The sequence below is a fragment of the Amycolatopsis tolypomycina genome (assembly GCF_900105945.1).
Taxonomy (GTDB): Bacteria; Actinomycetota; Actinomycetes; order Mycobacteriales; family Pseudonocardiaceae; genus Amycolatopsis; species Amycolatopsis tolypomycina.
The window spans coordinates 566,793-591,494 of record NZ_FNSO01000003.1; the positions used below are offsets into that span (position 1 = coordinate 566,793).

34 protein-coding genes are annotated in these 24,702 nt (G+C 72.0%); 30 read left to right on the forward strand and 4 right to left on the reverse strand.

Annotated elements, in window-relative coordinates; genetic code table 11:
• The first annotated feature begins 16 nt into the window (after positions 1 to 16).
• The gene (locus BLW76_RS08245) at positions 17 to 1,405 is read left to right on the forward strand and encodes a M20/M25/M40 family metallo-hydrolase (protein WP_091305234.1); all 1,389 of its coding nucleotides are present in this window, start codon (positions 17 to 19) and stop codon (positions 1,403 to 1,405) included.
• On the opposite strand, the gene BLW76_RS08250 is transcribed toward BLW76_RS08245, so the two are convergent.
• Entirely contained in the window at positions 1,402 to 2,358 is a 957-nt protein-coding gene (locus BLW76_RS08250) for a Gfo/Idh/MocA family protein (protein ID WP_091305235.1), read from the reverse strand. The two genes, BLW76_RS08245 and BLW76_RS08250, sit on opposite strands and share 4 nt — an antisense overlap.
• The gene (locus BLW76_RS08255; protein ID WP_091305236.1) at positions 2,355 to 3,461 is read right to left on the reverse strand and encodes a DegT/DnrJ/EryC1/StrS family aminotransferase; all 1,107 of its coding nucleotides are present in this window, start codon (positions 3,459 to 3,461) and stop codon (positions 2,355 to 2,357) included. Before BLW76_RS08255 ends, BLW76_RS08250 begins: the two co-directional genes overlap by 4 nt.
• 149 nt (positions 3,462 to 3,610) lie before the next feature.
• On the opposite strand from BLW76_RS08255, the gene BLW76_RS08260 reads away from it, so the two are divergent.
• From BLW76_RS08260 to BLW76_RS08290, 7 genes are read left to right on the forward strand one after another with little or no spacing between them, the layout of a single operon-like run.
• A complete protein-coding gene (locus BLW76_RS08260; RefSeq protein WP_091305237.1) occupies positions 3,611 to 4,330 on the forward strand; it encodes an acyl-ACP--UDP-N-acetylglucosamine O-acyltransferase family protein in 720 nt (239 codons plus the stop codon).
• A gap of 11 nt (positions 4,331 to 4,341) precedes the next feature.
• Complete coding sequence (locus BLW76_RS08265; RefSeq protein ID WP_003096467.1) at positions 4,342 to 4,587, forward strand: acyl carrier protein; 246 nt, start codon at positions 4,342 to 4,344, stop codon at positions 4,585 to 4,587.
• Positions 4,580 to 5,308, forward strand: coding sequence for an SDR family NAD(P)-dependent oxidoreductase (locus BLW76_RS08270; protein ID WP_091305238.1), 729 nt, complete (start codon positions 4,580 to 4,582; stop codon positions 5,306 to 5,308). Before BLW76_RS08265 ends, BLW76_RS08270 begins: the two co-directional genes overlap by 8 nt.
• Complete coding sequence (locus BLW76_RS08275) at positions 5,305 to 6,699, forward strand: AMP-binding protein (RefSeq protein ID WP_091305239.1); 1,395 nt, start codon at positions 5,305 to 5,307, stop codon at positions 6,697 to 6,699. Before BLW76_RS08270 ends, BLW76_RS08275 begins: the two co-directional genes overlap by 4 nt.
• Positions 6,696 to 7,748, forward strand: coding sequence for a LuxE/PaaK family acyltransferase (locus BLW76_RS08280; RefSeq protein ID WP_091305240.1), 1,053 nt, complete (start codon positions 6,696 to 6,698; stop codon positions 7,746 to 7,748). The genes BLW76_RS08275 and BLW76_RS08280 overlap by 4 nt, the downstream gene beginning before the upstream one ends.
• Positions 7,745 to 8,989 (forward strand): acyl-CoA reductase, encoded by a 1,245-nt coding sequence (locus BLW76_RS08285; RefSeq protein ID WP_091305241.1) that lies wholly within the window; start codon positions 7,745 to 7,747, stop codon positions 8,987 to 8,989. Before BLW76_RS08280 ends, BLW76_RS08285 begins: the two co-directional genes overlap by 4 nt.
• A gap of 12 nt (positions 8,990 to 9,001) precedes the next feature.
• Positions 9,002 to 9,967, forward strand: a complete 966-nt coding sequence (locus BLW76_RS08290; protein ID WP_091305242.1) for a lysylphosphatidylglycerol synthase transmembrane domain-containing protein — start codon at positions 9,002 to 9,004, stop codon at positions 9,965 to 9,967.
• Positions 9,968 to 10,134: 167 nt separating this feature from the next.
• Here BLW76_RS08290 and BLW76_RS48325 read toward each other — a convergent pair whose 3' ends face one another.
• A complete protein-coding gene (locus BLW76_RS48325) occupies positions 10,135 to 12,012 on the reverse strand; it encodes a DUF2339 domain-containing protein (RefSeq protein ID WP_167384510.1) in 1,878 nt (625 codons plus the stop codon).
• 269 nt (positions 12,013 to 12,281) lie between these two features.
• Between BLW76_RS48325 and BLW76_RS08305 the strand changes: the two genes are divergently transcribed.
• Together BLW76_RS08305 and wsfD are read left to right on the forward strand one after the other, a co-directional pair.
• Positions 12,282 to 14,003 (forward strand): hypothetical protein, encoded by a 1,722-nt coding sequence (locus BLW76_RS08305; RefSeq protein WP_091305243.1) that lies wholly within the window; start codon positions 12,282 to 12,284, stop codon positions 14,001 to 14,003.
• Positions 14,000 to 15,439 (forward strand): glycan biosynthesis hexose transferase WsfD, encoded by a 1,440-nt coding sequence (wsfD, locus tag BLW76_RS08310; protein WP_091305244.1) that lies wholly within the window; start codon positions 14,000 to 14,002, stop codon positions 15,437 to 15,439. Before BLW76_RS08305 ends, wsfD begins: the two co-directional genes overlap by 4 nt.
• Here wsfD and BLW76_RS08315 read toward each other — a convergent pair.
• Positions 15,426 to 15,722, reverse strand: a complete 297-nt coding sequence (locus tag BLW76_RS08315; RefSeq protein WP_167384511.1) for a helix-turn-helix domain-containing protein — start codon at positions 15,720 to 15,722, stop codon at positions 15,426 to 15,428. The two genes, wsfD and BLW76_RS08315, sit on opposite strands and share 14 nt — an antisense overlap.
• 132 nt (positions 15,723 to 15,854) lie before the next feature.
• Here BLW76_RS08315 and BLW76_RS08320 point away from each other — a divergent pair, with 132 nt between their 5' ends.
• The 20 genes from BLW76_RS08320 (at position 15,855) to BLW76_RS08405 (ending at position 24,637) form a co-directional block, all read left to right on the forward strand.
• Positions 15,855 to 16,088: a hypothetical protein gene (locus tag BLW76_RS08320; RefSeq protein WP_091305246.1), complete on the forward strand. Its 234-nt coding sequence runs from the start codon at positions 15,855 to 15,857 to the stop codon at positions 16,086 to 16,088.
• Positions 16,085 to 16,219, forward strand: coding sequence for a hypothetical protein (locus tag BLW76_RS50370; RefSeq protein WP_279627662.1), 135 nt, complete (start codon positions 16,085 to 16,087; stop codon positions 16,217 to 16,219). Before BLW76_RS08320 ends, BLW76_RS50370 begins: the two co-directional genes overlap by 4 nt.
• A 76-nt stretch (positions 16,220 to 16,295) precedes the next feature.
• Positions 16,296 to 17,105: a hypothetical protein gene (locus BLW76_RS08325; protein WP_143060545.1), complete on the forward strand. Its 810-nt coding sequence runs from the start codon at positions 16,296 to 16,298 to the stop codon at positions 17,103 to 17,105.
• A complete protein-coding gene (locus tag BLW76_RS08330; RefSeq protein ID WP_091305248.1) occupies positions 17,102 to 17,575 on the forward strand; it encodes a hypothetical protein in 474 nt (157 codons plus the stop codon). Before BLW76_RS08325 ends, BLW76_RS08330 begins: the two co-directional genes overlap by 4 nt.
• Entirely contained in the window at positions 17,575 to 17,868 is a 294-nt protein-coding gene (locus BLW76_RS08335) for a hypothetical protein (protein ID WP_091305249.1), read from the forward strand. Before BLW76_RS08330 ends, BLW76_RS08335 begins: the two co-directional genes overlap by 1 nt.
• The gene (locus tag BLW76_RS08340) at positions 17,868 to 18,527 is read left to right on the forward strand and encodes a hypothetical protein (RefSeq protein ID WP_091305250.1); all 660 of its coding nucleotides are present in this window, start codon (positions 17,868 to 17,870) and stop codon (positions 18,525 to 18,527) included. Before BLW76_RS08335 ends, BLW76_RS08340 begins: the two co-directional genes overlap by 1 nt.
• Positions 18,527 to 18,913: a hypothetical protein gene (locus BLW76_RS08345; protein ID WP_091305251.1), complete on the forward strand. Its 387-nt coding sequence runs from the start codon at positions 18,527 to 18,529 to the stop codon at positions 18,911 to 18,913. The genes BLW76_RS08340 and BLW76_RS08345 overlap by 1 nt, the downstream gene beginning before the upstream one ends.
• Entirely contained in the window at positions 18,910 to 19,449 is a 540-nt protein-coding gene (locus tag BLW76_RS08350) for a hypothetical protein (protein ID WP_143060546.1), read from the forward strand. The genes BLW76_RS08345 and BLW76_RS08350 overlap by 4 nt, the downstream gene beginning before the upstream one ends.
• On the forward strand, positions 19,446 to 19,937 hold the full coding sequence (locus BLW76_RS08355; RefSeq protein ID WP_091305253.1) for an SsgA family sporulation/cell division regulator: 492 nt from the start codon (positions 19,446 to 19,448) through the stop codon (positions 19,935 to 19,937). The genes BLW76_RS08350 and BLW76_RS08355 overlap by 4 nt, the downstream gene beginning before the upstream one ends.
• Positions 19,934 to 20,404, forward strand: coding sequence for a hypothetical protein (locus tag BLW76_RS08360; protein ID WP_091305254.1), 471 nt, complete (start codon positions 19,934 to 19,936; stop codon positions 20,402 to 20,404). The genes BLW76_RS08355 and BLW76_RS08360 overlap by 4 nt, the downstream gene beginning before the upstream one ends.
• The gene (locus BLW76_RS48330; RefSeq protein ID WP_167384512.1) at positions 20,401 to 20,577 is read left to right on the forward strand and encodes a hypothetical protein; all 177 of its coding nucleotides are present in this window, start codon (positions 20,401 to 20,403) and stop codon (positions 20,575 to 20,577) included. The genes BLW76_RS08360 and BLW76_RS48330 overlap by 4 nt, the downstream gene beginning before the upstream one ends.
• Positions 20,574 to 20,906, forward strand: coding sequence for a hypothetical protein (locus BLW76_RS08365; RefSeq protein ID WP_091305255.1), 333 nt, complete (start codon positions 20,574 to 20,576; stop codon positions 20,904 to 20,906). Before BLW76_RS48330 ends, BLW76_RS08365 begins: the two co-directional genes overlap by 4 nt.
• Entirely contained in the window at positions 20,903 to 21,187 is a 285-nt protein-coding gene (locus tag BLW76_RS08370) for a hypothetical protein (protein ID WP_091305256.1), read from the forward strand. The genes BLW76_RS08365 and BLW76_RS08370 overlap by 4 nt, the downstream gene beginning before the upstream one ends.
• Positions 21,184 to 21,489 (forward strand): hypothetical protein, encoded by a 306-nt coding sequence (locus BLW76_RS08375; protein WP_091305257.1) that lies wholly within the window; start codon positions 21,184 to 21,186, stop codon positions 21,487 to 21,489. The genes BLW76_RS08370 and BLW76_RS08375 overlap by 4 nt, the downstream gene beginning before the upstream one ends.
• Positions 21,489 to 22,619 carry a DNA translocase FtsK gene (locus BLW76_RS08380; RefSeq protein ID WP_091305258.1) on the forward strand — a complete coding sequence of 377 codons (1,131 nt, stop codon included), beginning with the start codon at positions 21,489 to 21,491 and terminating at the stop codon, positions 22,617 to 22,619. The genes BLW76_RS08375 and BLW76_RS08380 overlap by 1 nt, the downstream gene beginning before the upstream one ends.
• On the forward strand, positions 22,616 to 23,197 hold the full coding sequence (locus BLW76_RS08385) for a hypothetical protein (RefSeq protein ID WP_091305259.1): 582 nt from the start codon (positions 22,616 to 22,618) through the stop codon (positions 23,195 to 23,197). The genes BLW76_RS08380 and BLW76_RS08385 overlap by 4 nt, the downstream gene beginning before the upstream one ends.
• A 3-nt stretch (positions 23,198 to 23,200) precedes the next feature.
• The gene (locus tag BLW76_RS08390; RefSeq protein WP_091305260.1) at positions 23,201 to 23,416 is read left to right on the forward strand and encodes a hypothetical protein; all 216 of its coding nucleotides are present in this window, start codon (positions 23,201 to 23,203) and stop codon (positions 23,414 to 23,416) included.
• Positions 23,413 to 23,784 (forward strand): hypothetical protein, encoded by a 372-nt coding sequence (locus tag BLW76_RS08395; protein WP_091305261.1) that lies wholly within the window; start codon positions 23,413 to 23,415, stop codon positions 23,782 to 23,784. Before BLW76_RS08390 ends, BLW76_RS08395 begins: the two co-directional genes overlap by 4 nt.
• A gap of 20 nt (positions 23,785 to 23,804) precedes the next feature.
• On the forward strand, positions 23,805 to 24,299 hold the full coding sequence (locus tag BLW76_RS08400) for a hypothetical protein (RefSeq protein WP_091305262.1): 495 nt from the start codon (positions 23,805 to 23,807) through the stop codon (positions 24,297 to 24,299).
• Positions 24,300 to 24,319: 20 nt separating this feature from the next.
• Positions 24,320 to 24,637, forward strand: a complete 318-nt coding sequence (locus BLW76_RS08405) for a hypothetical protein (RefSeq protein WP_091305263.1) — start codon at positions 24,320 to 24,322, stop codon at positions 24,635 to 24,637.
• The last annotated feature ends 65 nt before the right edge of the window (positions 24,638 to 24,702 follow it).

Sequence of the window (24,702 nt, forward strand, 5' to 3'; positions counted from 1 at the left end):
GCGTAAGACGTGAATCGTGACCTCTCGACGAGCGTTCCTCACCGCCACGGCCGCGCTCGGCGTGGTGGCCGCCGGTACACCGGCCGGAGCCGCCGAACTCGGTGACCGCGGGCCCGGCGTCCCGGTCCGGCCCCAGCGTCCGGACGCGGAGCTGCGGGTCCTGCTCCGCCAGGTCGACGAACGGAGGATCGAAGCGACCGTGCGGCGGCTGGCCGCGTTCGGCACCCGGCACACGCTGTCCGCCCAAGACGATCCGACGCGGGGCATCGGCGCCGCGCGTGACTGGCTCTTCGCGCAGTTCCAGCAGATCGCGGCGGCTTCCGGCGGACGGCTGAGCGTCGAGTTGCAGTCGTACGTCCAGCCGCCCGCCGACCGGATCCCGGTGCCGACGAAGATCACCAACGTCGTCGCGACCCTGCGCGGCTCAACCGATCCCGGCCGCGTGTACGTCGTTTCGGGGCACTATGACTCGCGCCGCAGCGACGTCATGGACTTCACCGGTGACGCGCCGGGCGCCGACGACGACGCGTCGGGCGTCGCCGTCGCCCTGGAGCTGGCCCGGGTGCTCTCGACGCGGCAGCCGGCCGCGACGATCGTCTTCGCCGCCGTCGCGGGCGAAGAGCAGGGCCTGTACGGCTCGCGGTACATGGCGCAGCAGTTCAAGGCGGCCGGCACCGACGTCCAGGCGATGTTCACCGACGACATCGTGGGCTCCAGCCGCGCCGACGACGGCACGCGCGATCCCTTCACGATCCGCCTCTTCGCCGAGGGCGTCCCGACTGCGGAAACCCCGGCGGAGGCGAGCCTGCGCCGCAGTATCGGCGGCGAGAACGACTCGCCGCCGCGTCAGCTGGCCCGGTTCGTGAAGTCCGTGGCGGAGAACGACGCGACCGGCATGACGGTCCGGGTGGTCTACCGCCGCGACCGCTACCTGCGCGGCGGCGACCACATCGGCTTCCTCGAACAGGGCTACCCGGCGGCGCGGTTCACCGAACCGAACGAGGACTTCGCGCACCAGCACCAGGACGTCCGCGTCGAAAACGGCGTCCAGTACGGCGACCTGCCGGAGTTCTGCGACTTCCCGTTCGTCGCGCGGGTCGCCCGGGTGAACGGCGCCGCGCTGTGGTCGCTGGCCACGGCACCGGGCACGCCGAAGGGCGTCAAGATCCGCACGGCGGCGCTGACGAACGACTCGGAGCTGCTCTGGACGGCCACGCCCGGAGCCACGAGCCACGAGGTCGTCTGGCGCGAGACGACGGCCCCGGACTGGACGCACGCCATCGACGTCGGCCCGGCGCTGACGGCGAAGATCGACCTGTCCAAGGACAACGTCTTCTTCGGCGTCCGCGCGGTGGGCCCGGGCGGACGCCGGAGCCCGGCCACGTTCCCGGCGCCGGTGAGCTAGGCCGCGGCCTGCGTCAGCACCTGCTCGACGACGTGGTGCGAAGGCAGGATCAGGTCGCGCTCGGTGTCGGCGTCGATCTTGCCCTCGAGGAGGTCGCAGAACCGGTCGAGCTGGGTGGCCAGCGGCTCGCGCGCGGTCACCAGCTCCGGGATCTCGATGACCGTCTGCTGCCGGTAGCCGAGGCCGTCCGGGGTGACGGAGTCGTGCGAGACGTGGCGGTAGATCGTGACGTCGCGGCGCAGCAGGTCGATCTCGATCAGCCGGTCGAGCTCGGACACCACCAGCGAACGGACCTTCTTCTGCCCGAGCCGGGACGCCGACACCGTGGCCAGGCCGGTCGGGAACGACAGCACCGTCTCGATGGTGTCCTCGGCGCCCTCGACCGACTGCGGGTGGAAGTAGCCCGCGCCGGACGTCACGCGCGACGGCGTCGCGCCGCCGAAGAACTGGATCGCCAGGTCGACGTCGTGCACCAGCAGGTCCCACGCCACGCCGGTCTTGATGCGGGGCGCGTACGGGCCGTGGCGGCGGGCCATCAGGTGCACCGGCTCGTTGACCAGCGCCCGCGCGGTCATCACAGCCGGGTTGTAGCGCTCGAGCAGCCCGCACATCAGCGGGATGTCGTTCTTCGCCGACAGCGAAACGATTTCCTGCGACTTCTCGAAGCTGTTGCAGACCGGCTTCTCGACCAGCATCGGCTTGCCCTGGCGGAAGATCTCCTGCGCCAGGTCGTAGTGCACCTCGGTGGCCGAGGCCAGCACCACGGCGTCCACATCGGACAGTTCGCCGATCTCCGGCGTCCACCGGGTTTCGTACCGGTCGGCGACGGCCTTGCCCGCTTCCTCACGCGGATCGATCACGCGGACCAGGTCGACGCGCTCGTTGCCGGCGAGCACGCGGGCGTGGAGGGAACCCATGTTCCCGGTACCGACAAGAGCGATCCGATGCGTCATGCGCCCAGTACCTCGCGAACGGTTTCGATGATGGTGTCCAGGTCGGACTCGGTCAGGTGCGGGTGCACCGGCAGCGACAGCGCCTGCTCGGCGACCGATTTCGCGACCGGGAAGTCCTCGACGCGCGCGCCCGGGATCAGGTCGTGACCCGCGTAGCAGTCGTAGTCGAAGACGATCTTGGGGTAGTAGATGCCGTTGCCGATGCCGCGCTCGGTGAGCGCCGCGGCCAGCTCGTCGCGCGAGAGGAACGCGTGCGGGCCGACCAGCACGGTGTACTGGTGCCACACGTGCTCGCGGCCCGGCAGCACCTGCGGGACGTCGAGGCCCGGCGTGCCGGCGAGGCCCTCCGAGAGGCGCTTCGCGTTCGCCTGGCGGGCCGCGGTCAGCTGGTCGAGCTTCGCCAGCTGCGGGATGCCGACGGCCGCGTGCAGGTCGGTCATCCGGTAGTTGTGCCCGGCGACCTCGTACTGGTAGCGGGCGCGCATGCCCTGGTTGCGCAGCACGCGCAGCTTGTCGGCCAGCGCGTCGTCGTCCGTGGTGATGACGCCGCCCTCGGCGGTGGTGATGTTCTTCGTCGCGTACAGCGAGAAGCAGCCGATGCCGAACGAACCGGCCGGCTTGCCCTCGAACGACGCGCCGACGGCCTGCGCCGAGTCCTCGATCACCTGCAGGCCGCGCTCGGCGGCCAGCGGCGCGAGCTTGCCCATGTCGGCCGTCTGGCCGTAGAGGTGCACCGGCATGAGCACCTTGGTGCGGTCGGTGACCGCGGCCGCGACGGCGTCCGGGTCGATCGCGAAGTCGTCGCGCCGGATGTCGGCGAAGCGGACGGTCGCGCCGGCCTCGAGGATCGCGTTCAGCGTCGCCACGAAGGTGAACGGCGAGGTGATGACCTCGTCACCCGGCTTCAGGTCCAGCACCTGGAGCGCGGCGACCAGCGCGGTGGTCCCGTTGTTGACCGCGATCGCGTGCTTCGTCCCGGAGACGGCCGCGAAGGCGTCTTCGAAGCGCTTGACCATCGGTCCCTGTGCGATGGCGCCGGAGCGCAGCACCTCGACGACGAGGTCCTCCGCGTCGCGGACGTCGACCACAGTGATGGGGATCATGGGCAGTCTCTCTCGGCAGGCGATTTCGGCGCGTCCGGTACAGTGAGCCGCCGGTTCTGCGCCCGGCCGCCCTGCAGCAACGCGGGCCACACGTTACCGGGCGCGGCCGCGCGCCCAGTACCCAGCCGCCGACGAACGGATACCCGCCCGTGGCCAACCGCATCCACCCGACCGCCGTCATCGGCGAAGGCGTCGAGCTCGGCGAGGACAACGTGATCGGGCCGTTCACGGTGATCGCGGGGCCTGCCCGGATCGGCGACGGCAACTGGATCGGCCCGCACGTGACGATCGGCACGCCCGGCGAGGACCGTAGCCGTCCCCATCCCGCCGCCTGGGCAGACGCGCCGACCGGTGACCCGGATCACGACGGCCACGGGGTCGTCATCGGCAGCCGCAACCGGATCCGCGAGTACGTGAGTGTCCACCAAGGGACCTGGCGGACAACGACCGTCGGCAGCGACAGCTACTTCCTCCGCAACTCCCACATCGCGCACGACTGCCTGGTCGGCGACGGCGTCACCATCGCCTCCAACGCCGTGACGGGTGGCCACTGCCACATCTGGGACGGCGCGAACCTCGGCATGGGCGCGATCCTGCACCAGAAGGTCGTGATCGGCCCCGGCGCGATGATCGGGATGGGCTCGGCGGTGCGGCGCGAGATCGGCGCGTTCACCATCGCCGTCGGCAACCCGGCCCGCGTCACCGGCGTCAACGTGGTGGGCCTGTCCCGCCGCGGTCTCGACGAGGAGACGATCGAGGCCCTCGGGCCGTGGCTGAAGGGCAAGGAAGGTCTCCCGGACGTCACGCTGCCCGGCGACCTCTCTACCTTGGTAAAGGCGTGGGACGCTCGCCCGCGCGACGAGCACTAGGAGCTATCACCATGTCGGAAGTCGCCCCCAAGCTGCGCGAGGTCTTCGTCGAGGCGCTGGACCTCGACGGCGGTGTGGACGTCGAGAACCTGAAGTACCGCGACATCGAGGCGTGGGACTCGGTCGGCCACATGGCGCTGGTCGCGGCCATCGAGGACGAGTTCGACGTCGAGTTCGACACCGACCAGGTCATCGACATGTCGAGCTTCAAGGTCGCCGTCGACATGGTCACCGAGCTCCAGTCGAAGAATGACTGATTTGTCCGGTCGCGTCGCGCTTGTCACGGGCGGGACGCGGGGGATCGGCCTGGCCACCGCCCGCGCGCTCGTCGAGGCGGGCGCGACGGTGGTGCTGACCGGCCGTGACGAAGCTCGCGCCAAGGAGGCGGCCGCGTCCGTGGGTGCCTCCGGGCTCGCCCTCGACGTCACCGACGCGAAGGCAGTGTCTTCGCTGGTCAGGGGCGTCGCGAAGGAGCACGGGAAGCTCGACATCGTCGTCGCGAACGCCGGGATCATGGAGGACGCGCTCCTCGGGATGATCAAGGAAGAGCTCGTCGACACGACGCTGAGCACGAATGTCGCCGGCACGCTGCACACCGTCCAGGCCGCGGCCCGGGCGATGATGCGGAAGAAGTCCGGCTCGATCGTCGTGCTCGCCTCGATCGTCGGCGAGTACGGAAGCGCCGGTCAGACGGTGTACGCGGCGTCGAAGGCGGCGGTGTCGAACATCGCGCGGTCGGCGGCGAAGGAGCTCGGCCGGTCCGGCATCCGCGTCAACGCGGTCGCGCCGGGCGTCATCGAGACGGATCTCACCTCGGGCCTGAGCGAAGACGCGAAGGCCGAGAACGCCGGCAAGACGCCGCTGGGACGTCTGGGCCGGCCCGAAGAAGTGGCGAACGCGATCCGGTTCCTGGTGAGCGACGAAGCGTCGTTCATCACCGGCCAGGTGCTGGGGATCGACGGAGGCTTGGTGCTGTGACGTTGCTGGGTGCGGGAGCTCGGCTGGTGGACGTGGCCGGGGGCCGCACGCTGGCGGGCGCGGAACTGTCGGCCGAGGTCGGCCGCCGGATGGAAGAGCTGGCGGCGCTGCCCACCGGCGTGGTGTTCGCGCGGATGTCGGTCGACCTGCCGAGCGTGCTGACCTACCTGGGCGCGTTCGAGTCCGGGCGGGCGATCGCGCTGATCGATCCGGCGCTGGACGCCGACGTGCTGGCCGGGCTGATCTCGCGCTTCCGCCCGGCCGCGGTGCTTTCGGCGTCCGGCGACGCGCCTGACGGGTACACCGTGGAGGGTGCCGACTGGGTCCGCTCGTCGGCCGACGGCGTCATCCCGCACCCGGACCTGGCCGTCCTGCTGCCGACCAGCGGGTCGACCGGCAACCCCAAGCTTGTCCGGCTCTCGCGGCAGGCGATCCTCTCGAACGCCGACGCCATCGCGCAGGTGCTGCACATCGACGCCGACGAAGTCGCGCCGACCTGCCTGCCGCTGCACTACAGCTACGGCCTTTCGGTGCTGAACTCGCACCTGGTGCGGGACGCGACCATCGTGATCGAGCCGTCCGGCGTGCTCGGCCGCGGCTTCTGGGACGCGGTGAACACCTACGGCGTCACGTCGCTCTCGGGTGTCCCGTACCACTACGAAATGCTGCGGCGGCTCAAGTTCGACCCCGCGAAGTACCCGACGCTGCGCACGCTGACGCAGGCCGGCGGGAAGCTGCGCGACGAACTGGTCGCCGAGTTCAACGACAAGATGCTCGCCGTCGGCGGCCGGATGTACGTCATGTACGGCCAGACCGAGGCGGCACCGCGGATGACGACGGTGCCCGCCGAGAAGTTGGCCGAAAAGCTCGGTTCCGCCGGGCCGGCGCTGCCGGGCGGCCGGTTCTCGGTCCGTCGCGACGACGGCTCGGAGACCACGCACCCGAAAATTGTCGGTGAGGTCGTCTACCGTGGGCCCAACGTGATGATGGGCTATGCGGACGACGAGTCCGGACTGGCCAAGGGCGACGAACACGGTGGCGTGCTGGCCACCGGTGACCTCGGGTACCTCGACGAAGAGGGCTACCTGTTCATCACCGGCCGGCTCAAGCGCATCGGCAAGGTCTTCGGCAACCGCGTCAGCCTCGACGATCTCGAGCAGGCCGTGCGCACGGCGGCGGTCGGGATCGACGTGGTGGCCGCGGTGGCCGCCGGGGACAAGGTCGTGCTGTTCGCCGAAGGGGCGGACTCCGGCATCTGCAAGGACGCGTCACGGGCGCTGTCCGAGCGGTTGCACCTGCACGCCAGCGGGTTCGACGTCCGCCCGATCGACACCGTGCCGCTGCTGGCCAGCGGCAAGATCGACTACCGGACCTTGGAGGGGCGGGTATGAGTGTGTTCACGCGGTCGCAGGCCGACCGGGAAGCCTTGCTGCTGCCCGAGCTCGTCGACTTGACGGCCCACCACCGGGCTCATTCCGAAGGCTACGACCGGATTTTGTCGTCGCTGGGAATCGCGTCCGACGTGGCTTTCGGCTCGATCGCGGACCTGCCGTGGCTGCCGGTGCGGATGTTCAAGACGCACGACCTCAAGTCCGTCCCGGACAGCGAGGTCTTCAAGACGCTGACGTCGTCGGGCACCACCGGCGCCGGTGCGTCCCGCATCTACCTCGACAAGGAGGCGGCGGGCGCGCAGACCAAGCAGCTGGGCGCCACGCTGCAGGAGGTGCTCGGCAACGAGCGGCTGCCGATGCTGATGGTCGACACGATCGGCATCATCAAGAACCGCCGGTCGTTCTCCGCGCGCGGCGCGGGTGTGCTGGGCATGGCGAACTTCGGCCGCAAGCACACGTACGTGCTCGACGAAAACGACCAGCCGGACGTCGAGGCGGTCAAGAAGTTCCTGGCCGAGTACGGCGACAAGCCGTTCCTGATCTTCGGCTTCACGTTCATGGTGTGGCTGTACCTGTACGAGGTCGCGCGGGACAACGACCTGGACCTGTCGAACGGCATCCTGATCCACAGCGGCGGCTGGAAGAAGCTGATCGACCGCGCGGTCGACAACACCGAGTTCCGGCGGCGGTTCAAAGAGGACACCGGCCTCACCCGGATCCACAACTACTACGGGATGATCGAGCAGATCGGCACGGTGTTCCTCGAGGGCCCGTCCGGGAACTCGCTCTACTGCCCGGACTTCGCCGACGTGGTCATCCGGAACCCGGAGACGTGGGAAGAGCAGCCGGTGGGGGAGCCGGGCGTGATCGAGGTCGTCTCGACGCTGCCGCGGTCCTACCCGGGGCACGTGCTGCTGACCGAAGACCTGGGCGTCTACAACGGCATCGACGACGGCGACTGGCCGGGCAAGCACTTCTCCGTGCTCGGGCGGCTGCCGAAGGCGGAGGCCCGCGGGTGCTCCGACACGTTCTCGGGAGCGGCGGCGTGACTTCCCTGACCCAGCGTTTCCCTGCTGCTCCTCCGGTCTCCGTGACCGACCTGGCCGACGAGCTGCGCGCTTCGCCGCCGGGCGGCCGCCTGCGGGTCGGCGACCCGCGGATCGTCGAGTTCGTCACGAAGTTCGCCCGCAAGCTGCTGGCCCCGGCCACCGCGCGCCGGTTCCCGGAGCTGGCGTCGCTCGGGTTCTTCCTGCGCAAGGGCGAAATCGCCAAGGCGCTGTCCACACTGGACACTTCGGGCAACGCCCTGCGGTTCCCGCGCGGGCTGGTGTTCCACGTGCCACCGGCGAACGTCGACACGATCTTCGTCTACTCGTGGGCGCTGTCCGCGCTGGCGGGCAACCACAACGTCGTGCGCGTGTCGTCGCGGTCGGCCGGTGCCGCGGAGGCGGTGCTGGAGGCGCTGAACGCGGCTCTGTCCGAAGTGGACTCCTCGGTGTCCGACGTGGTGCGCGCGACGCAGCGGATGGTCACGTACGACCGCAGCGACGAGGTGAGCGGCGCCCTGTCGCTGGCCGCCGACCTGCGCGTCATCTGGGGCGGCGACGGCTCGGTCGCGGCCCTGCGGAAGTACCCGCTGGCCCCGCATGCGCGTGATCTGACGTTCCCGGACCGCTCGTCCTTCGCCGTCGCCTCGGTGGCGGGGTGGCAGCGGGCGTCGGAAGCCGAGCGGCGCGCGGCCGCCGAGGGCTTCTACAACGACTCGTACTGGTTCGACCAGGCCGCCTGCTCGTCCCCGCGTGCGGTGTTCTGGGTCGGCGACTCGGCGGGTGCGTCTGCGGCGGGTCAGGAGTTCCGCACGCTGCTGGCTTCGGTGCTCGCGGCGAAGCAGCACGTCACCGAGCCGGCGATGGCGGTCCAGAAGCGCGTCTCGGCGTACGGCGCCGCGGTCGACGGCCTGGTGCGCGGTATCGAGTTCCAGGGCAACGGCCTGGCCACGCTCGAACTCGCCGACCCGGCGGTGCTGCCGCGCGAGTGGCTGGGCGCGGGCACGTTCGCGAACGCCCAGGTGTCCTCGTTGTCCGATCTGGTGCCGATCGTGCTCCGGAAGGACCAGACGGTCAGCCAGTTCGGCTTCACGGCCGAGGAGCTCACGGCTTTCGCGCACGAGCTCGCGGGCCGCGGCGTCGACCGGATCGTGCCGTTCGGGTCCGCCCTGACCTTCTCCGCGGTGTGGGACGGCTACGATCTGCTCTCCGAGTTCAGCCGCCTGGTCACGGTGCAGGCCTGAGGAGAGCCGTCGATGACGACAGTTGAGGACCTGCCGGCTGCCGGTAAGCAGCCGAAGTCCACGCGAGCGAAGATCCTCGACGTCGTCCGATGGGTCGCGATCCTGCTGGTCATCGGCTTCGCGGCGAAGCAACTCGCGTCGAACTGGGGCGAGTTCTGGCACACCCTGCGCGATGTCGCCTGGGAGTCGTCCCTGCTGAGCCTGGTCGCCCTGGTCGCGGCGATCCTGGTGTCGACCTGGGGCTGGCAGGCGATGGTCGACGACCTGGGCAAGCCGATCGGCTACGCCCGCGGCGCGCAGATCTGCCTGGTCGGCTCGCTCGGCAAGTACGTGCCGGGCTCGGTCTGGGCGTACCTGCTGCAGATGGAGCTGGGCCGCAAGGCGGGCCTGGCCCGCGCCAGGATTTTCACGGGCTCGCTGATCCAGCTCGGCGTGGGCGTGGTGTCGGCGCTGGTGGTGTCGCTGCTGGCGGCGCCGGCGGTGTTCAGCAACAGCCCGCGCGCGCTGTGGCTGTTCGTGCTCATCCCGCTCGGCCTGGCGATGCTGCACCCGAAGATCCTCACCTGGGGCACCTCCCTGGTGCTGCGGATCCTCCGCCGCCCGCCGCTGGCCCACCCGCTGGGCTGGGCGGTGGTCGGCAAGGTCTTCGGCGCCTCGACGGCGGCCTGGTGCCTGCAGGGCGTCCACCTCTGGCTGCTGGCCAACTCGGTGGGCACGCCGGGCTGGAGCGGTTTCGTGCTGTGCGTGGGCGCGATGGCCGTGGCGATGACGGTGGGCACGTTCGCGTTCATCCTCCCCAGCGGGGTGGGCGTCCGCGAGGTGGCCCAGGTCGCGGTCCTGACGGCCAGCGGCCTCACGGTCGGCCAGGCCACGGCCTTCGCGGTCGCCTCCCGCGTGATGTTCACGGTCGCCGACCTCCTGACGGCCGGCTTCGCCGCGGTCGCGGCCCGCTCGGCCCGCCCCTCGGTCCCCGCCTGACCCTCCCGCCGTGTCGTCCCCCCAATCACGCGTGTCGACTCCCCAATCACGCGTGTCGTCCGTCTGAGCACGCGACCCGACCCTCCAGACCCGCGAGCCGACCCCCTCCGGCCGCAGTTGTCCCCCGGTTGTCCACAGGCGTTGCGCACATGTGGACAACCCGCGGGTCAGGGCGTCAGCCGGTAGATGACCGCGTCGGGGTTGCGGTAGACCTCCCGCAGGAACGGCTCGCCCGCCAATCCCACCAGTCCCGGCTGATAGGGCTTGCCCGGTTCGGTCGACGGCTTTCCGAGAATCACCCAATGAATGTTCAACCGGCGTACCGCGGCTCGCACCGCCGGGTCCGTCGAATAGTTTCGAAAGCGATCCGCGAGCAACACCGCGTCCCGCGGTGGTGAAGTTTCGTCGAAATGCGCGGCGACCGTTCGAATTCCCGTCAGGGCGTAGGTCCACGCGGTTCCGTCGAACCGGTCGTTCATCGCCCACTCGCCCGGCGCGGCCCGTGCGCCGAGCTCTGCCATCGCCGTCTGCTCGCCGGGGGTGACACGCAAGGCCGATGGGTCCGCCGCCTGATAACCCTGGTAGACCCAGGCGCCGTTGGTCCGGACGTACAGCCCGTTCGACAGCAGCACGAACGCGCCCAGCAGCACCGCCGCCAGTACCGCCGGTGGCACCCGGGACGGCAGCCGGTCGCGCAGCCAGGCCTGCGCCGAGGCCAGGCCGTGGGCCGCCAGGAGCGACAGCGGGACCGCCGCCATCGAAAAGAACCGGTACGGGTCGTCCCACCACGGCCGCGACAGCGCCATCACGATCGGCGTGTTCGACGACGCCACCGCCACGTAGGCCAGGCCCGTCACGCCCGCCGTCAGGCCGATCCAGCGCAGCTCGCTCGCCCGCGCGAAGAACACGATCCCCAGGAACAACGCCACCGACAGCCACACCTGCGGGTGCGGCTCGAAGTGCTGGAACCCCAGCAACGCACCCAACGCCGTCGACGCACGGTACTCGCTCGGCCAGCCGTAGTACGGCAGAGCCAGCCCCAGGGCGCCGAACAGCTGCAGCCACGCCACCAGCAGTGACACCACCGCGATCGGCAGCAACGCGAGCAGGTCGCGGCCGATCCGGCGCCACCCGGTGAGCCAGCGCTGGACCAGCAGCGGCCCGGCGAACAGGATCCCGCCGAACAACGTCGACGAGTGGATGCACAGCAGTCCCACCGCGGCCAGCACCAGCACCAGCCCGGTGTCCGGGGCGGCCCGCTCCAGGTACCGCCGCAGCGCCACCGCGGCCAGGGGCGTCAGCGCGACGCCCAGCGCGAACGGCAGCAGGGGCCCGCGCGCCATCGACTCGTAGACCCCCGTCACCGCCGCCACGGCCGTCAGCGCCGCCGCGCCCGCCAGCACGGCCCGGCCGCGGAACTCCCGCACCAGCGTCACCAGTGACAACGCCAGGAGACCCGGCAGCAGCAGGGTGTTCGCGTCCAGCGTCTCCGGGATCGACGCCCCGCTCAGCCGGTACGTCACCGCCGCCAGCAGGTGGTAGGCGTTGGGGTAGAACACCGGTGCCGCGTCGCCGTACCAGTTGACGTGGCCCGTGCCGAACAGGCTGCCGTCGCCGGTGTCGGCGATGTAGCGGACGGCGTTGCCGTGGTAGACCGCGTCGAACCCCTGGGGCAGCGCGCCGACGCGGCCCAGCCCGAGCAGCGTCGCCCAGCCGCCGATCGCCGCCGCCGCGAGCAGGCAGGCCAGCACGGCGATAGTGCCGCGCCTCGCCCACCACCCCGGCTCCGCTGTCGGCAACGCGCGGCGCACCGAGAACTTCCGGACACCGAAGGCGATCGCGGCGAACACGACAGTCGCACCCGCGAGGGTGAGCGGGGTGAACGGCAGCCCGGCGGCGGCGGCCCACGGGCCGGTCAGCCCGCCGGCGGCGTAACTCAGCAAGGGCGCCATCCCGGCCAGTACCCAGCCGCGCAAACCCGCGGCGAGACCGATCAGGAGGCCGGGCCCGGCGATGACGACAATGGCGATGCTGGCGGAGAGCACGCTGGAGACTAAGCCGGAAATGACCGGTGCGACGCGTGGGGCCGGTACCACGATCGGCGTTTTTTCAAGTCGTCACTTCGGCCCGCCGAGGCAACACCCGATCGGGTTATTCTGGGAGATGATTTTCCCTGCTTGACTGTCGCCGGCGACGTGATCCACCCCCATTCGGGCCGAGTGACCGGTCCACGGGAAACGCCTCGCCGCCGACGATCGATAACCTGCCCGGGAAGCCGGCCGGGCAGGCGCGGCGACGAGCTGGAGGGGGCCGGGTGGTCTACGCGGTCGTGGTGGCGTGGCTGGTCGTCGCCGCGGTCGTGGTGCTGACCTGGCACCGCCTCGACGCCGACCGCGGCTGGCGCGCCTTCGTCCTCACCCTCACGCTCGGCCTGTCGCTGCTGCACCAGCTGCTGTTCGCGACCGTCACCGAAGACGCCCTCGTCACCTTCCGCTACGCGCAGAACATCGCCGACGGCAACGGCCCGGTCTTCAACCCCGGCGAACGCGTCGAGGGCTACACGAACTTCCTCTGGCTGGTGCTGATCGCCCTGCCGCGAGCCGCGTTCGGCGCCGACATCCGCACGGCGGCCGTCGTCCTCGGGGTGCTCGCCGCGCTCGGCACCGTGCTCCTGGCCTGTTTCCTGGTCAACCGGCTCGTGGTCGCGGCCGGCGCCCAGCCACGGCCCGCGATCGGGGTGGCCGCCGCGGTACTCACGGCGAGCGCCGGTGGTCTCGCCGTCTACGGGGCGTCGGGCTCCGAAGTCCCGCTGTTCGTGCTGCTGATCCTCGCCGTCGGTTACGCGCTCGCCGCTCGACGCCCGGTGGTCGCCGGGGTGCTCGTCGCGTTCGTCGTGATGACGAGCCCGGAAGGCCTGGTGGTCGCCGTGCTGGCCGGCCTGTGGCTCGTCGGCGCGGCGGTCAAGGAGAAGCACAGCTGGTGGGCGCCGGTCGGGTACGCGCTGGGCGCGCTGGTCTTCCTGATCCCGCGACTGGCCTGGCGGGCGACGTTCTACCAGCACTTCCTGCCCGCACCGCTGGCCGCGAAGCTCGGCGGGCCGCTGAGCGCGCACGTGGCCGCGGGCTGGCCGTACCTGGCCGGGTTCGCGCTGGCGCACCAGGGTTTCCTGCTGCTCGGCCTGGTCGCCGCGGTCGCGCTGCTGCTGCGCCGGCCCGAGACCGCCTCGCGATTGGGGCGGGTGGCCCCGGGGGGACGGGCGGGGGAGCCGGTGGCAGGCGACACCCCATCCGGCACAGCCCTCGAGACCAGAGCCCTCCTCTGGCTGCTGTTCGCGATCGCCGCCGGGCTGGCCGTGGGCGCAGTGCTCATCGGCGGCGATCCCGGTCCGTCGTGGCGGCTGCTGGCTCCCGTGCCGCCGCTGCTCGCCGTGGCCGCCGCCGGGGTTTACGGCGTGCTCGCCGCCGATCTCGTGGCGAAGCCGTCGCCGCGGCCGAAAACGCTTGCGTCGCGGCTCGTTCCGGTGGTCGCCTGTGGGCTGGCCGGTATCGCCGTCTTCGTCTCGGTGTTCAGCCCGGAAATGCTCGACCGCGTGCGCAACTGGCACGCGCACGGCAGCGAGCTCGCCGAGATCGGCGGCTGGCTGGGCGACTACCTGCCGCCCGGGTCGGTGGTCAGCGCGGCCGCGCCCGGCGCGCTCGCCGCCCACGGTGGGCAGCTGCTCATCATCGACGTCCTCGGCCGCACCGATGACCACATCGCCCGGGAGGGACGGCACGTCGGTGGCGTCGCGATCGACTACGACTACGTCGTCAACGGCCGCCGTCCGACCGTTGCCGTGCCCGCCGACGGCGGCTACGACGACCGCCAGCACTGCGCGATCGATCCCGTGTACGCGGGCAAGTACGAGGTCGCGACCTTCCGCCGCGTCGGCACGCCGTACTGGGTCTCCGTGTACCCGCGGGCGGAACAGGCGGAGTCCCTGGTCGCCGACCTCGACAAGGGGCCGGACTTCCGCTACGTACCCTGTCCTTCGTGAAGCTCGAGGCCCCGAACCGGCAGCTGGGCGCCGAAGCGCGGCTCGGGCTCGGGGTGTTCGGCACGTCGCTCGCGCTGTTCGTGGTGCGGTTCCTGGTGCCGCGCCCGATCGCGATGTCCAACAACGGCGACGGCGGCCGCGTGCTGTGCGGGGCCGGGATCACCTGGAAGGGCCTGCCCGAGCCGTTCGTCCACCTCGCCTACACGCCCGCCCCGGGCGCGCCGCCGTGCCGGCCGACGTACCTGCTCACGCAGAGCTGGCTCGCCGAGCTGGCCGTCGGGATCGGACGGCTGATCGGTCTCCCCGGCACGCTGAGCCTCGTCATCCTGGGCCTGCTCGGCAGCGTCATCGCCGCGGCGGCGGTCACCGCGATCGTGCTCGGCCTGCCGCATCCGCGCCGGACCCGGCTGTTCGTGGCGGCCGGGCTCGTGCTGGTCGTCGCGGACTCGGCGTTCTTCGGCTACTTCGCCGCCATCCTCGGCGAAGGCACAGCCTTCCTCGGCCTGCTGCTCGCCGCCGGCGGCCTGCTGCTGACCGCGCGCGAAGGCCGCTGGAGCCACGCGGGCATGGCCGTGACGTTCGCGGGCGGCGTCCTGGCGGTCAACGCCAAGGTCCAGACGCTGACCATCCTGCCGATCCTCGCGCTGGCGATCCTGCTGGTCCGGCCGGGTGCGGTCCGCGGGGCCAAGCGGTGGGCGTCGGCCGTGCTGGTCATCGGCGCGATCGGCGCCGTCACGCTCTTCGCGCAGCAGAGCGTCGAGCCGGCGCAGGCGCCCGACGGCACGTACAGCGAGTTCCCGGGTGACGACTCGCGCGAGATCAACGTCTTCAACTCGATCTTCCTCAACATCGTCGACGGCAGGCACGACACCCAGGCCGACCTGGCCGCGCTCGGGCTGCCGCCGTCGTTCGCGCAGTACGCGGGCAACGGCTGGTGGCACCCGCACCCGGCGACGCTGGATCCGCGGTACCCGCAGTACCGCGACAAGATCAGCCGCCGGAACGTCGTGACGTACTTCGCGGCCCACCCCGGCCGCACCCTCGAGGTGCTCGACCGCGCCGCCACCGACCAGCTCACCGCCCGGCCGGACTACCTCGGCAGCTTCGACGCCGAGGCCGGGTTCCCGCCGCACGCGCAGGAGTACCGCGTGCCGGTGGTGTCGTGGCTGACCGGCCTGATCGCCCCGCTCGGGCTGTTCGCGCTGCTGCCGATCTGGCTTTTCGTGCTGGTCAGGGCCTGGTGGCACCGGCGGACCGCGCTCGGGGTCCCGGTGGCGTTCCTGCTCGCCGTCTCGGTGACGCAGTTCGGGACCGCGGCGCTCGGCGACGGCATCGAAGGCGTCAAGCACCAGTCCGTCGCCCTGTTCGCGCTCCTGGTCGCGCTCGTTCTGTGTTCTTCCCCGCTGAACCGCCGTTCCGAACCTACGGTCCCGTAGGTGAACTGCCCCCCGAGCCACCAGCGGCTTTAGCTGGCCCCACGGCACCGACGAGCTGCGCGGTGTCGCCGAGTAGGGCCGCCGGCGTGACGTTGAAGACCCGGCCGAGGTCGGCCAGCTCTTCCAGCTTCCAGCCGGCCTTTCCGCTGAACCGGCCCGCGAGGGTCGTACGGTCCAGACCGAGTGCGGCCGCGAGTTGCACCTGAGTTCGGATTTCGCCTATGGCCATGAGCACGCGCACGTTGCGGGTCACGTGCTCCTGCAGGCCTCCCACCTCTGTCATGGCACCAATTGTGCCGCGTCGCGACGTCAGTTGGCAACAAATGTGCGAGCCCTGCCACTGAGTTGGCCTACATTTGTCACGAAGTGGCATAGCTCCTGGACATGTGGATTATCTCCACATAGTGTAGCGATCATGCAACACCAGACCACTTCCTCCCCCTCGGCGCGGCTGGCCAGCGTTCTGCTTGAGCAGGACCTTGGCGACTGGGTCCGTGCGCACCGGGCCGACGACAGGTCCTGGGCGTACATCGCGCGTCTGCTGCACGAAAAGACCGATCAGCAGGTGTCCCTGTCCGGCGAACACCTGCGGCGGCTTTACGGCCCGACGCCGGGCGACGCCGCGGCAAAGCTCCCGGTCGCCGGGTGACCGAGCGAACCGACTGGCTCGACCGGCGGATCGACCCGAAGACGGTCAGCGAAGAGACGGTGACGTCGGCGACGCCAGCACATGACGACCCGATGGTCGTGCCGGGCCACATGCCCGAACCGCCTCGCTAATCCCCCAACGCAAAGTGCCCGGCCACGTGGCTGCACACGGGCCGGGCAGTGATCAACGAGAAGAAAGGGCTCCACCGTGATCGATACGCAGAATACCGAGGGCCAGCAGGCTGGGCCCAGCCACGCACGGAAGGCGGGTGACACGCCCGCGCTCGGCCTGGCCGTGGTGCCCGGCTCGGGCGGCCGCCGCTACGCACCCGAACCCGAGCGACAGCCGGCCGCCCCGCCCGACGGCGGCCTGGCCGTCGATGAGCCGGTCACTTACCACGGCCGGGTCGCGTGGGTGGCCGCGCTGTACCCGGCGTCGGCGCAGTGGACACGCCCGATGTGCAAGATCCGGTTCGAAGACGGCGGCAAGCCGGTCGTGGTTGGGGTCGACGAGGTCGACCGCTGCATCACCCCCGACGACCTCGCCGCCCACCAGCAGGCGCGCGCCCTCGTGGACACCGCGCCGCTGCCGTCGCCGGTGTCGCGGATCCTGACCGCCGCGCAGGTCCGCGCCGAACTGGCCGACGCGATCGAAGCCCTCGACGAGCAGCCGACCGAGGCCCTCCCGGCCGCCGAGGTTCTCCTCGAGGAGAAGCCGGCCGAAGACGACCGGCCGACCGAGCGCCTGGCCGCGGTCGGCACGCAGGTCGGCCTGCTCGACGTGCTCCGCATCCTCGGCGCGATCCTGTCCTGGCCGGTCCGCCGCGACGGCGGCCGCGCCCTGCTCGGCCGGATCGTCGGCGGCGTCGCCGACGGCGTCGACGAGGCCACCGACCGGCTGCACGACTGGCTGCACGCGCACGCCCTGCTGCTCGCCAAGGTCATCGTCGCCGCGCTGTCGGTCGCCGTCCTCGGCGCCGCCGGCGTGGCGTGGCTGCTCACGGTGGTGGCCCGATGAGCGCGCGGATCCTCGACCTCAACACCGGCGGCAGCCGCATCGCCCGGATGTGCACCGCGGCGTTCAGCTGGGCCCGCCGCGGCCCGGTCACCATCCCCGACCGGGCCGCGGCCGGGCTCGGCCCGGACGACCTCATGCCCGAGCTCGCCGCCCGGGTCCGGTTGCTCGAGCAGACCGCCGCCCGCTGGCCCGGCCGCCGGTTCGAGATCGCCACCGACCCTGCGTTCGCGCCGATCGAGTGTTCGTGGTGCCGTCCCGAGCGGGAGCGCATCACGTCGGTGCGGGTGTGGGGCGACCCGGACCTGCGCCGGCCGGACGTCTTCCGCCCGCTGGACGTGGTCGCGGTGTGCCTGCAGTGCGCCCTCGGCACCCCCGGCTGCGGCGGCCGCGGCCCGCGGCTCGGCGCCCTCGGTCAGGCCCTGGCCGAGCTGCGCCTGGGCGGCCTTGTCCGGATCGAGGTGTGCGAGTGATGGCCCGACGCAGGCGGTGGATCGAACAGCGGGACGGCTCGGCGAAGCTGAGCGCGCTCGGACTACGGGAGATGCTGGCCGAGTTGACGGCCAAGATCGTCAACCGTCGCGCGGAAGCGGCCCGGCTGGGCGAGACAGCTGGTCTTGCCGGCGACTTCCACCACGGCCAGGCCATGGCCTACGCCGACGTGCTGAGCTGGCTGGACACGCTGACGCTCGGCGAGTTCGGCGAGGAGCGCCCCGAGCTGTACGGCGGCCCGGCGCCTGAGGCCACCGCGGGTGGTGAGGCGTGATGGCCGAGCTGCAGCTGCGCAAGGACCACAACGACGACGCCCTGTATTCCGGCGGCAACGTCACCTACCGCGTGCACGACGGCGACTGCTGGATCGGCTGGGTCGGCGACGGCCGGAAGTGGCTGGGCCACAAGTACGGCGCCCGGAAGTGGTGGGCGTGCTGGCGCGAGGACGGCGACGCCGCGGCCCGCTGGTCAACCGGTCTCCGCTACGACTCCCGGCAGGCCGCCCTCGACGGGCTCGCCGCGCACCGCGCTGGCGCGGTCGACCTGCTGCCCGAGTTCGAGCCGACCCGGGCCGCGGGCACCGTGCCGGACGGGGTGCACACGCACACCACCGGTGGCTACGAGTACGCGCGGTGGGGTCAGGTCCCCGTTGTCGAGGCCGGGGCGCCGATCGATCCGGTGCCGACGGTCTACAGCAACCGCACCCACGTCGAGGTCGACGAGCTGCAGCTGACCCACGCCGAGGCTTGGCAGCTGATCGTGCGGCTGCGCAACGCGATTGCGTGGGAGCGCGCCCGTGCGGGCCACGCGCCTCTGCTCGCCGTCGGCGCGGACTGCCCGGGGTGCGGTCACCCCGGACGGACTCTCGACCCCGTCGCCGGTGTCTTCGGCTGCACGGAGTGCGCCTACACGTCGAACGAACGGAACGCGTGATGTCCAAGCACAGCACGGACCCGAAGCCGGCGGGCCCGATCCGGCGCGCGGTGCGCACGGTGGCCCGGCACACCAACGTCCGCGCCGCCGAGCGCACCCGTCAGCGGATCCTCGCCGAGGAGCTCGACCAGCCGCCCGTCGACGAGCCGCGCGCCGAGCTGGCGCGCGTCGCCGTGCCGCCGACCGCCCCGGCGTGCCTGGCGCGGCTCGGCGCGCTGCTCGGCATCGCCGGCGTCCTGGCCGCCACCGCGGCCGCGGCGTTCGTCGGCGTGCTCGACGCGCGCCTGGACGTCGTCCGGCCGACCTCGACCCCGGCGGCCGCTGACCCGCCGGTGTCGGCGACGTGCGCCGAGCCGGCCAGCTGGTGCGGCGGAGCGTCCCGGTGAGCCGCGGGACCCGCGGCCGCCGCGGCTTCCGCGCCGAGCTGATCGCGTTCGACGAAGCGTTCACGCTCGCCCCACCTTCGCCCGCCTGGCGCGCGATGGTCGATCACGTCCGGAGCACACTGCCGCCCGAGCTGCGGCAGCTGCCGGACTGGGCCGCCACGACGGTCGGCCAGGGCGCACCGAACCCGTTGGTGCGCCCGGTCGGCCGGGTGTGGCAGGGCCTGCAGGCGCCCCCGGACGGCACGGAGCCGTGCCTCGCCGAGCGGCTGCGCGCCCGGCAACACCCGGTCGTGCTCGGCAACGGCCGCCGCAACGGGCGCAGCTACCGGCGCCGCCAGCTGCGCGAGTCCCCAGACGGCGTCCTGGCGATCTACGACCCGGCCCGCGGCGGCGACCGGCACCGCCCCTGGCTCGTGATCGACGTCCCCGCCGGCCACCTCAGCCACCACCGAGACCAACCCCTGACCGACCGCGACGTGCAGGACTGGGACGTCCTCATCCGCGCGACCGGCTGGACCCGAACGGAGCAGCCATGACCGCATCCGACCACCCGGTCAGCTACTTCACCACCGCCGTCCTCCTGGAGCGACGCCAGGCCGACGGGCAGCGGACGCGCCTCGGCGAGCGCGTCGGGGTCGAGCTGCGCTACCTGCGCAACGACCCGTTCGCCGTCACGCTCCTGATCGACTACGCCCACGCCAGCCCCGGCGACCAGGCGGAATGGCGGTTCGCCCGTCGCATGCTGGCCGCCGCGCGCACCGTCCTGGTCGGCGGCCCCGGCAGCGACGTCGCGATCGCGCCCTGCCCGTGCCGCCGGCACGTCGAGTTCGGCTTGGCCGACCGGGCCGCCGGCCACGGATACCGGCTGGGGATGACGGCGGTCGACGTCAACGCCGCGCTGCTGGTGTTCGACCAGATCGTCGCGCTCGACGCAGAACCGCACATCGCGCCGAACCTCGACGAGATCGGCGCCGAGCTGCGCGCGATGCTCGCCGCCGAGACCGGCCGCGGTGGCGACCGGTGACCGCCGAGGACGGCGGCCGCCACCTGTCCGCGGTGCCCGCCCCGGGGGTGCCCGCGTCGCCAAAGCCGGCACCCCCGCGCGGCGGCCCGTACACCCGCAACCCGCTGCTGAACTACAAGCTCGGCCCCGACGTCGACTGCGTCTGCCCGGCCTGCCACTGGGTGAAAGCCCACCAGGGCAACGAGTACTGCCCGTACCACGTGGCGTGGCGCGACATGAAGGCCTTCGCCGTCGACCGCGTCGGCGACCTCGACGGCTCCCCGCTCGTCTACCCCACCGACGAACCGAAGTACAGCCGCGGCCAGAAGATCTGGTTCCAGGGGAAGCTGCCGGTCCGCGTGACCCAGCGGTACTGGGGAACCGACGGCCGTTGGCGCTACGTCTGCAAGGCCCTCACCGGCGGCTCGGCGGTCGACAGCTACGAGCACCTGTTCACCCCCGAGTTCGACGCCCGGTGGGGAACGTGACCGCCCCGCCCCAGCCCCCGCCGCGGCCGCGCATCCGGATCGAGTGCGGCCTGTGCGGCCAGCACACCGCCTACCTGTCCGGCGGCTTCGTCGTGTGCCCGTGCACCGCGCCCGCCGAGCACGCCGCCCACCTTGCCCGCCGCCACAACCAGCGAGGAGACCACTACCGATGACCGAAGCACCCAGCACACCGTTCGAACTGCCCGAGGTGCCTGCCGGGCCCACGCAGGGCGCCTCGCCGCACCCGGACGTGCACGCCGACGCCGTCGACCCCGCTCCGGAGCTCGACGACAGCCTGCTGATCGGCGCGTCGATCTTCGAGGGCAGCACCAGCGTGAACCGCCACGTCAACATCAGCGTGCCGGCCGACGCGGACGACATGACGATCGCCGAGCAACTGCTGCTGTCGACCTTGGCCGTCGCGACCGCGTACCGCCCCGGCGTCGCCCACGCCCTCACCGCGGTGCTGGGGACCCCTGAGGTGCTGGAGTCGCTGCGGTGACCGCCCCCGCCCCCGCCACTCCGGCCGAGGTCCCGGACGGCGCCGAGTTCGTCACCCGCCAGCGCGCGCTGCACGTCTGCGCGGACGGCGACCCGTGGTGCTCCTGCGGGCTTAGGCACTGCGGCATGCGGGTGCTGCTGGATCACCTCGACCACGCCGAAGCCACGATCGCCGCCGCGCTGGCCGCGCTGCTGCGCGGCGGCCAGGCGCACGGCGACGTCCGGCGCGCCGCGATCGCCGTGCTGCAGGGCAAGCCGATCCCGATCGGTGAGGTCCGATGACCGACCAGTGGAAGTCCTACACCGAGCCCGACGGGACGGAGGTGCTGCAGCACGTCGACGCACCGACGACGGTCGCCGAGTTGCTGGAGCGCCGCCACCTGCACCCCGCGCAGATCGTGCAGAACGCGGCCGGCACCGAGCACTACTTGATCGCCGACCTGATCGGCGAGGCCTGGCAGCTGGCCGACTTCGCCGCGCGGCACGACCTGGTGCCGCGCCTGGCCGCGCTGCAGGCCGAGCGTGACCAGCTGCAGGCGCAGCTCCGCGCCCGGGAGCTCTACGGACCGAGGGACAACGACTGATGACGTCGGCGATCACGGTCGGGACGGCGGACCTGCTGCGGCTGCTGGCCGCGCTGCAGCAGACCGCCGTGCACAAGGAGGACGGCAACGGCTCGCCGTGGTGCGGGATCCTGCTGCACTGCGCCCGCGACACCGACGCCCCGCCTGGGCAGCGGGAGATCCTCGCCGGCACCGCCGGTGACGGCTGGGTCCTCGGGCACACCCACATCCGGTGCCAGGGCCAGTGGACCCGGCCGACCCTGTGGAGCATCGACGACGTCCGCGCGCTGATCGCGGCGTTCCATCCGAAGCTCAAGGGCAACAAGCACCACGTCACCGCGGTCGAGCTCGGCCCGGCCGGGCAGGTCGTGGTCGCCGAGGCCGAGCAGGACCTGCTGTCGCGCTCGGGGTTCCGGCTGCAGTTCACCGAGAAGCCGCTGGGCGACTACCCGCGCCAGGCGTGGCGGCTGCTGTCGGACGTCCCGCTGGACACCCGCCCGGTCGACCGCACGTCCGGGGTGCCGCTGCAGCCGCGGCCGCGCACGGACCTGGCCGGCGCGACGCTCGGCGCGTTCGCCGCGGTATCGAAGATCATCGGCGCGCCGGTCGAGGTGTACCGCTACCACCAGCGTGAGCCGCTGCTGATCCAGATCGGCGGCGTCTACCGGGGCTACGCCGCCCCCGCGCACTACGAGGAGACCCGCGACGTCGCGCGCTGGCCGCACGCCACCGTCCACGACCCGGACCTGCCCCCGCCGCCACCCCGCGACGGCGGCGGCTCGGTCCTCAAGACCGGCAGCGGCGTGATCATCAAGGACGGCCGCGCCGACGCCGCGTTCATCGACCTCGACGAGCCGATCAGCGACTTCCCGGCCGTCGAGCACGACTTCGAGCCGCTGTGCCAGGCCGCGACCATCGTGATCGAAACCCAGTTCGGCGGCTCCTCCGCACTCGCCAAGGCGATGAAGATCGCCTACCCCCGGGCCGCCCGGTTGCTCGAGCAGTTGGAGGACCACGGCGTCGTCGGCCCCAGCCGGGGCTCCAAAGCCCGCAAGGTCCTGGCGGCCCCGCCGGACCTGCCCGCCGTGCTCGCCGCGATCCGCGGCCCCGAACAGCCCGCCGCCCCCGACACGGAAGCGAACCCGACATGACCACACCACCGTCCACGCCGGACACCACCGCCGGGCTGTCCCTCGACGACGCGGCCGCCCAGCGCGAGTTCATCACCGGGCTGCAGGATGAGGTCAACCGAGCGACCGCGGCCGTCGACGCGTTCCAGGCCCTGGGCGACGAGGCCGCCCACAAGAGGGTGCACACCCCGAACGTCACCGTGGCGGAGCACCCCGCGTGGGAAGACGTCATGGAGCGCTCGCCCGTGCCGATCGACGCCGCCTACGTCGACCGGCTAGTGGCCGAGATCCGCTCGGCGGGCAACCGTGCGTACGTGATCGCCGGGCACTACCGGCGGATCGCGGCGAACCTGCAGCGCGCTCTCGACCGCGAGCTCAAGGGTGTGCGGGACCAGCCGGACTCCGCCGATGTCAACGCGGAGTACACGGTGCTGGCCTGGGCAGCGCTCGATCGCCTCGGCTACCTCCGCCCGCACGACGAGTGGACCGCCGACGGCGAGCCGATGGACGACCAGCACCAGGCCGCCGCGCACCGGCTGCAGCGCGCCGGGCTGCTGCCCGAGTTCGGCCACCACTTCGCCTTCGCCTGCGAGGCCTGAGCCATGACCATCGTCCACGGCGGCGACTGCGCGGCCTGCGACGCCGCCCGCGCGGTCGTCGCCGAGCTGCGCACCGAGTTCGACCCGCTCGACAACTGGGACGAAACCGAAGTCGGCAACGGACAGACCACCGCCGACTGCGCGGTCACCCTCGCCGCGATCGCCTTGCATCGCTTCCCGATCCCGGGCGCCAAGCGTCCACAAAGGAGCAACCTATGAACGAAAAGCTCGCAGTCCTAATCCCACCGGAGCCGCCGGAACTCAGCGTGTTTCTCGACCGGGCCCGCCGGGCGTGGCAGCGCATCGGGCCGGGGTGGTACATGGCGGGCGCCGTCCGTCCGCTGCTCGGCCCCGGGTCGTCGTCGGTGCGGTGGGGGCAGCTGCTGCTCGACTTTGGCGAAGGTGAGGTGATCTGGCAGCCCACCCGCCAGCAGGTCGCCGAGCGGGCTACCGAGGAGACCGCTGCGGCCGAGCAGCCGCCGCTGGCGGCGAGCGCCTTCCTGGGTACCACCCGGCACGGCCACCCGATCGGCTCGGAGACGGTCCCGCCCGGTCACCCGGTGCCGAACGTGAAGAGAGGGCGCTGATCGAGCGGGCCGCCGAGGCGATGTGCGACGCATCCGCGAACGGCTCGCGATGGGCCGACCTGAACGAGCTTGGCCGCCGGATCTACCGCAACCGGATCCAGGCCATGCGCCGCCAGGGTTTCATCGCCGTACCCGGCCAGCAGGCCGAGCTCGACGACGTCCGTCAGGCGCTGATGGACATGCAGGCGCAGCTGCGCGGCATCCGCTCGGCCGCGCGCGCGGGCGACGATCTCGGCCGCGTGGCCTACGAGCGGTACTCGGGACAGGTGCAGGCCCGGTCGGTGTCGGGCGATCCGCTGCCGTCGTGGGCCGAGCTGCGCCGCGACAAGCCGAACATCGCGAACGCGTGGGTGTGGGCGGCGGCCGCGGTGTCCGACGTCGTGCTGCGCGGCGCCCGCAACGGCGCCCACGCGGTCGCCGAAGAAGTCGCCGCCAACCCGACCCAGGCGGCCGCGCGCGAGCGTGAGGCGCGCGCACAGGCCGAGGCCCATCCCGACGCCGGCGGCCCGCGATGACGCGGCGACCGTGGCCGGCCATGGACGCGGCGCTGGCGCGGATCGACGCGGTACTTGCCGAGCCCGACCCGCAGCTGCTGGCCGACGCTCGCTGGCTCATCGCCGCCAATCCCAGCCTCGGGCAGGCCCCGGCTGAGCGCGTCGTGCTCGCCTGGGACGGCAGCCGGGGCACCGACGCGATCGTCGCGGCCGCGCTCGCCCACCACGCATACAGGGGCCTCACCCTGCCGCCAGCCGCCACGCCTGCCGCCCGCAAGTACGTCGCACCGCCGGTCGACACCCGTCCTGGGTTCCTCGGCCGGCTCCGCCGCCGACTGTTCGGAGAACCACCACAGTGATCAACCTGCAGGGTGCCCGAGGCCCGGAGATGCAAGATCATCTCCGGGCCTCGGCATGCCCGCAG

Coding starts and splice junctions, on each gene's coding strand:
- BLW76_RS08250 (WP_091305235.1), bottom strand. CDS start 2,358: ATGACGCATCGGATCGCTCTTGTCGGTACCGGGAACATGGGTTCCCTC.
- BLW76_RS08255 (WP_091305236.1), bottom strand. CDS start 3,461: ATGATCCCCATCACTGTGGTCGACGTCCGCGACGCGGAGGACCTCGTC.
- BLW76_RS08265 (WP_003096467.1), top strand. CDS start 4,342: ATGTCGGAAGTCGCCCCCAAGCTGCGCGAGGTCTTCGTCGAGGCGCTG.
- BLW76_RS08270 (WP_091305238.1), top strand. CDS start 4,580: ATGACTGATTTGTCCGGTCGCGTCGCGCTTGTCACGGGCGGGACGCGG.
- BLW76_RS08280 (WP_091305240.1), top strand. CDS start 6,696: ATGAGTGTGTTCACGCGGTCGCAGGCCGACCGGGAAGCCTTGCTGCTG.
- BLW76_RS08290 (WP_091305242.1), top strand. CDS start 9,002: ATGACGACAGTTGAGGACCTGCCGGCTGCCGGTAAGCAGCCGAAGTCC.
- BLW76_RS08315 (WP_167384511.1), bottom strand. CDS start 15,722: ATGACAGAGGTGGGAGGCCTGCAGGAGCACGTGACCCGCAACGTGCGC.
- BLW76_RS08320 (WP_091305246.1), top strand. CDS start 15,855: ATGCAACACCAGACCACTTCCTCCCCCTCGGCGCGGCTGGCCAGCGTT.
- BLW76_RS08330 (WP_091305248.1), top strand. CDS start 17,102: ATGAGCGCGCGGATCCTCGACCTCAACACCGGCGGCAGCCGCATCGCC.
- BLW76_RS08335 (WP_091305249.1), top strand. CDS start 17,575: ATGGCCCGACGCAGGCGGTGGATCGAACAGCGGGACGGCTCGGCGAAG.
- BLW76_RS08340 (WP_091305250.1), top strand. CDS start 17,868: ATGGCCGAGCTGCAGCTGCGCAAGGACCACAACGACGACGCCCTGTAT.
- BLW76_RS08345 (WP_091305251.1), top strand. CDS start 18,527: ATGTCCAAGCACAGCACGGACCCGAAGCCGGCGGGCCCGATCCGGCGC.
- BLW76_RS08355 (WP_091305253.1), top strand. CDS start 19,446: ATGACCGCATCCGACCACCCGGTCAGCTACTTCACCACCGCCGTCCTC.
- BLW76_RS08365 (WP_091305255.1), top strand. CDS start 20,574: ATGACCGAAGCACCCAGCACACCGTTCGAACTGCCCGAGGTGCCTGCC.
- BLW76_RS08375 (WP_091305257.1), top strand. CDS start 21,184: ATGACCGACCAGTGGAAGTCCTACACCGAGCCCGACGGGACGGAGGTG.
- BLW76_RS08380 (WP_091305258.1), top strand. CDS start 21,489: ATGACGTCGGCGATCACGGTCGGGACGGCGGACCTGCTGCGGCTGCTG.
- BLW76_RS08385 (WP_091305259.1), top strand. CDS start 22,616: ATGACCACACCACCGTCCACGCCGGACACCACCGCCGGGCTGTCCCTC.
- BLW76_RS08390 (WP_091305260.1), top strand. CDS start 23,201: ATGACCATCGTCCACGGCGGCGACTGCGCGGCCTGCGACGCCGCCCGC.
- BLW76_RS08395 (WP_091305261.1), top strand. CDS start 23,413: ATGAACGAAAAGCTCGCAGTCCTAATCCCACCGGAGCCGCCGGAACTC.
- BLW76_RS08400 (WP_091305262.1), top strand. CDS start 23,805: ATGTGCGACGCATCCGCGAACGGCTCGCGATGGGCCGACCTGAACGAG.
- BLW76_RS08405 (WP_091305263.1), top strand. CDS start 24,320: ATGGACGCGGCGCTGGCGCGGATCGACGCGGTACTTGCCGAGCCCGAC.